The organism is Mesorhizobium sp. M7A.F.Ca.CA.001.08.2.1 (assembly GCF_003998455.1).
GTDB lineage: Bacteria > Pseudomonadota > Alphaproteobacteria > Rhizobiales > Rhizobiaceae > Mesorhizobium > Mesorhizobium ciceri.
The window spans coordinates 1-5281 of record NZ_RZPW01000442.1; the positions used below are offsets into that span (position 1 = coordinate 1).

Here is a 5281-nt window from a genome sequence, read left to right on the forward strand (position 1 = left end):
AAGATCAACGGCAGCGTGTTCTCATCGAGGCTGAGAAGATAGTCCGCGCCGGCGTGCGCACCGATCGACAGTTCGTCTGCGCTGGCCGAATCGACGCTGACCACAAACCCCTGTGCCTTGAGTGCCCGCACTGCCTCAGCCAGCAACGGAAACGGCGTCTCCGGCAGGCAGCCCAGATCGATGACATCCGCGCCGGCCGCAGCCAGCATCGAGGCCCTCGCCATCAGGGCCTCGACCGACAGCATCGGCGCATCGACGATCTCGGCGAAGATGCGCATATCGTGACGCGTCAGATCCGGCGGTTTGCCCGCCCGGCCAAGGAAGGCCGGAAGGTCGGCGATCTCGTCGGGGCCGCGCACAAAGGGCACGCCGAAATGCTCCGACAGGTGTTCGATGTTTCCCCGATAGCGTCCGGGCAGGATGACGCGGTCGACGTCTCCTGTCAGAGTGAGCCGACGCTTCACGATGTCCTCGCTCATCAGCGCGGCGACCTTGACGCCGACGTCGACGATTTCCCACGCGAATTCGGTTCTGCCCAGCCCGGTCAGCAGCCGTTCCAGCCGCGCCTTGGCCAGATGGCCGGTAAGAAAAACCAGCCGCTCAGCCATCGCTTGCGAGTTCGGCCTGGCGCCGTGTGAGCGAGGCTTCGAGATCAGCGAGCGACTCGACCACCAGGGTCCGCTCGAAACTCTTCAACTGTTTGGTATTTTCCAGGTCGATCCTGCGCGGATAGACCTTGACCAGTCCGTGCGGTGCCTGGGTTTCGAGTTCCGGCGCGGTGTCGCAAGCAAAGACGATGGCTGGCACACGGCACTTTCCCGCTTGGGCAAAGACATTGGTGGCGAGCGTGTCGGAAATGCCATGCACGCATTTGGCGACCGTGTTGGAAGTGGCCGGCGCCACCACGACCGTGTGATAGACACCGTGGTAGAATTCGCCGACCGGGATCGCGCTCGCGGTCTTGTCGTGCAGCACGCGCGTCGTCTCCGGGAAATCAAGTTTAAGCTTGTACATGCGCAGGACTTCGTTGGCGGCCTTAGACACGAAGACATCGCAATGTTCGAGCTGGCGAACAAGTGCGAAGCTCTCCGTAAAAAAATGCCCGGAACCCGTCAAAACCCACGCCCAGCGCGGCACATGCAGCTTCACCATCGGCTATCCCGCCTTCTTTGCCGACGACCCTGTTGAAGCCACTATCCGGATGCCGGGCAGCTTGCCCGACGCGAGCATCGCGCCGGCCCCGGCAGCATCCTTCGGACCGGCGAGATGGAAATCGATGCCGTCGGGCAGCATGGCGGCAAAGCCTGGGTCGACAATGCCTCGGGCCCTCAGGCTGTCAGCGGTATCGCTGTCGAAGAATGCACCGGTCTGCTTGATAAGCAACAGTGCGTTTGCGCCAAGCTTGCCGGCAAGCCAGGCGGCCAGAGAATCGGAGGTAATGTCCCAGGAGGCCGGAACATCCAGCGCCGCCAGTGCCAGTGACGACGGCAGCCACACCGGAACCTTCCCCGCCTCCAACACTCGCCCGATCTCGTCCAGCGACCGTGCCGGCGCCAGCCTTTCGTCCCGGTCGAGGATGACATGGCCGAACTGCTCCATGGCCAGGATCGCCATGGCATGAGCGGCGGTGTCGGAAAAATCCATGCTGGTCTGCGTCTCGCGCACATGATCGGCAAAGAGCCCGCCGCCGGGCACGATGACGATCGGCAGCCTGGAACCCGCCAGCGCTGCGATCCAGCTCTTCATCTCCGCCGCATGGGCCGTGCTGCCGCCAAGCTTGACGATGGCCCGTCGAAGCACTTCGGGGCGCTCCTGGCGCGGCCGGAAAACAACGCTTCGGTCTTTTCGGCCAGCAATGCCGGAGGCAGCACCGCGTCCCGCCGATTGGCGCTTGCGTTCGATCTCAACGCCGACGCCGCCAGGGCCGAGCTCGAGCTTTTCCACCCTAACCGTGACGCGCACGACACGCTGGTTCTCCAGGACGTGCGCTGCCACCTGCTCGGCCAAAGCCTCGCTGAGCTGGATATGGCCCCGCGCGACGATGGTGCGAATGCCGTCCATGACGATGTCGTAGGAGAACACATGGCGCATGTCCTCGGGATGGTCGGTGATTTGCAGCACGTCGGCGATCACATCAAAGCGCACTTTTTGAGTATGGCCATGCTCGAAGCTGTAGGCACCGATCTGGACCGGCAGAACAAAATCCCGCACAAAAATCCTGTCCGTGCCCAGTGTCGGGTCGGTGTCCGGCGAATAGCCTCTCGCTGCCAACAGGCGATAGTCGATACTCGATTGATCGCCGGTCCCGGATTCCGCTGGAATCAACTCGCGAATCTGCGAGACCGCCTCGGCGCTGATCGAACTCGTGCGACCGGAATGGCCACACAGCGCCCCCCGAAAGCCGAGAAAATCGGGAGCGAAAGGCAATAGGCGCGGAATATCCGGAGCTTCCAGCGATCCACTCAGGCCGACCATCAGACCGAGCGATTTCGTTCGATCGACGAATCCCGGAATACGCTCCGGCGGCAGATGATCGAGCAGCCGGCCCTTCCCCTTTTGCGCGGTATCAACCATCACGCCGTGGAAGCGATGCCTGGCGAACATCGGCAGAAGCTCGAAGTCCGGCGCCAGATCGGCAAACAGTACGGCAATTAGCTTCGTTCGTGCGGCGAGCGGTTCAAGCACCTGTGCGCAGGCAGAGATATTTGCCGAAGGAAAAAATCCAATCTTCACATAGTCGACGCCGGTCGCCGCGATCTCTTCGGCCTTGATGCGGATCGTTTCGGGTTCCATCGGCAGGTCGCCGCAGACAGCGCTGACCGGAGCCCGACCCGCGATGAAAGAGATCGTTCGGAGCATGGTTTCCATGGACACCGCGCCCAGGGCTCCCGCCTTCGGGTCCTTCAGGTCGACGATATCGACACCTCCAGAAAGAGCGATCTCCGCCTCTTCGATGCCGGTGACGCTTGCCAGCATTCTGGTCATTTGAACAGTTTCTCCAGTTTGGAGGACAAGACGCTTTTATAGAGGCGGTCGATCCCCCTGCGCCACGTCTCGCCGGTGTTGCCATGCGAATCGACGCTGGCGACCTTCCGCACCGTTCTGGCAGGCGCGAAAAGTCGTCCTATAGGGTTTGATAAATTTTGCGGGTCGGCTAAGTTGATCATGGGCACCTTGACTTGGCGCGGGTCCGGCAACCGTCGAACCTCTGCGCAAGAATGGGTAATTACTATCGATGACGAGCGCGGTGCCAGGCACTCTCGCTGCCTTTTTGTGCTTTTTTTCCCTGACCGTCAACGTTTCCGACGCGACAGGCCAGGAAACGGTGGCGAAGCCGGAAAAAAAGATAACTGAAATCAAGATAGGCTATTTGCGGGCCTACGCACCGCAATTGACGCTTTCCATGCTCGACCTGCCGCCACGTGACGAGGGTGTCGCCGGCGCCGAGGTGGCGATCGGCGACAACAACACGACGGGAAAGTTCACCAACCAGAAATTCAGCCTCGACGTGACCGAGGTCAAGCCCGACGGCGACGCGGTTCAGGCATTCGAAGGCATGATCACCAAGGGCGACCGCTATGTGGTCGCCGATCTTTCAGCCAAACAATTGCTGTCGATCGCCGACATCGCCCGCGACAAAGGCGTGCTGATCTTCAACGTCGGCGCCACCGACGACAGCCTTCGCGAGGAGGACTGCCGCATCAACGTTTTCCATATCGCGCCGACGCGCAGCATGCTGGCCGACGCGCTGGCGCAGTATCTCATGGTGAAGAAGTGGCCGAATTGGGTGCTGCTCTATGGATCGCATGAGCAGGATCATCTCTACGCCGATGCGCTGCGCCGCGCGGCAACCCGCTTCGGCGGCCAGATCGTCGCCGAGAAGGAATTCAAGGATACCGGCACAGCCAGGCGCACCGACACCGGCGCCACGCAGATACAGCAGCAGATTTCAGTGTTTACGCAAGACCTGCCGGAGCATGACGTGGTGCTTGTCGCCGACGAAAGCGAGGTTTTCGGCACCTACGTGCCCTACCGCACCTGGACGCCGCGGCTGGTCGCCGGCACGGCCGGTCTGGTTGCATCGTCATGGCATCCCGCCAGCCAACAATGGGGCGGCATCCAGATGCAGAGCCGCTTCCTGAAGACGACGAGCCGGCGGATGCTCTCCAAAGACATGTCGGCCTGGACCGCGGTGCGTGCGGTCGGCGAGGCCACCACGCGCACCAAGGGCGACGATGCGAAAAGGATCAGCGACTATATACGCTCTGACGATTTTTCGGTTGCTGCTTTCAAGGGGCAGAAGCTGACCTTCCGCAAATGGAACCTCCAGCTTCGCCAGCCGATCTTGCTTGGCGATACCAAGTCGGTCGTCTCGACATCGCCACAGGAGGGCTATCTTCACCAGGTCTCCGAACTCGACACTCTCGGTGTCGATCAGCCGGAAACGAAATGCGCTCTCAAGTAGAGTCAATCGGGAGGAATTTGCGTGCAGAAACGAGCTTGCGCATTCGCTATTCTCGCGGCCGGCTTCACGGCCAGCCCGGCATCGGCCTATACGGCTTACGTGTCCAACGAGAAGGACAACACGATGACCGTCGTCGACACGGCGACGATGCAGGTGGTGAAGACCGTCGAAGTCGGCCAGAGACCTCGCGGCATCACCATCTCGCATGACGGCAAATTCGTCTATCTATGCGCCAGCGATGACGACACGATCCAAATCATCGACACCGCGACACTTGAAATCGTCGGTACGCTGCCATCCGGCCCCGATCCCGAATTGTTCGTCCTCTCGCCCGACGGCAAGACGCTTTATGTCGCCAATGAGGACGACAATCTCGTCACCGCCATCGACGTCGAAAGCAAGCAGGTCCTGGCCGAGATACCAGTCGGCGTGGAGCCGGAAGGCATGGGTGTCAGCCCCGACGGCAAGACCATGGTCAACACCTCGGAAACCACCAGCATGGCGCATTTCATCGACACCGGCACGCATGAGGTGACCGACAATGTGCTGGTCGACACGCGCCCGCGCTTCGCCGAATTCAAGCCCGACGGTTCGCAGGTCTGGGTCAGCGCCGAGGTCGGCGGCACCGTCAGCGTCATCGACAACGCCAAACGCGAAGTGGTGAAGAAGATCCAGTTCGCGATTCAGGGACTGCGGGCCGAAACCATCCAGCCGGTAGGCATCGCCATCAGCGCCGATGGCAAGAAAGCCTATGTCGCGCTCGGCCCGGCGAACCATGTCGCGGTGATCAATACCGACACTTATGAGGTGGAAAAA

5 protein-coding genes are annotated in these 5281 nt (G+C 61.3%); 2 read left to right on the plus strand and 3 right to left on the minus strand.

From position 1 onward, the window contains the following. The 3 genes from EN914_RS23190 to EN914_RS39300 form a co-directional block, all read right to left on the minus strand. The coding region (locus EN914_RS23190; protein WP_245497836.1) for a DUF6513 domain-containing protein at positions 1 to 608 on the minus strand (608 nt) is incomplete at its 3' end. Then, complete coding sequence (locus EN914_RS23195) at positions 601 to 1152, minus strand: flavoprotein (RefSeq protein WP_013532041.1); 552 nt, start codon at positions 1150 to 1152, stop codon at positions 601 to 603. The genes EN914_RS23195 and EN914_RS23190, both read right to left, overlap by 8 nt. 3 nt (positions 1153 to 1155) lie before the next feature. Then, positions 1156 to 2985: a (5-formylfuran-3-yl)methyl phosphate synthase gene (locus EN914_RS39300; RefSeq protein WP_024504384.1), complete on the minus strand. Its 1830-nt coding sequence runs from the start codon at positions 2983 to 2985 to the stop codon at positions 1156 to 1158. A 250-nt stretch (positions 2986 to 3235) separates the two neighbouring features. Between EN914_RS39300 and EN914_RS23210 the strand changes: the two genes are divergently transcribed. Together EN914_RS23210 and EN914_RS23215 are read left to right on the plus strand one after the other, a co-directional pair. Next, positions 3236 to 4465 (plus strand): ABC transporter substrate-binding protein, encoded by a 1230-nt coding sequence (locus EN914_RS23210; RefSeq protein ID WP_024504383.1) that lies wholly within the window; start codon positions 3236 to 3238, stop codon positions 4463 to 4465. 21 nt (positions 4466 to 4486) lie between these two features. After that, a partial coding sequence (locus tag EN914_RS23215) for a PQQ-dependent catabolism-associated beta-propeller protein (RefSeq protein WP_127389283.1) occupies positions 4487 to 5281 on the plus strand: 795 nt, incomplete at its 3' end.

What these genes read in the sequence shown, in the direction of transcription:
- EN914_RS23195 (WP_013532041.1), bottom strand. Translation starts at nt 1,152, where the DNA reads ATGGTGAAGCTGCATGTGCCGCGCTGGGCGTGGGTTTTGACGGGTTCC.
- EN914_RS23210 (WP_024504383.1), top strand. Translation starts at nt 3,236, where the DNA reads ATGACGAGCGCGGTGCCAGGCACTCTCGCTGCCTTTTTGTGCTTTTTT.
- EN914_RS39300 (WP_024504384.1), bottom strand. Translation starts at nt 2,985, where the DNA reads ATGACCAGAATGCTGGCAAGCGTCACCGGCATCGAAGAGGCGGAGATC.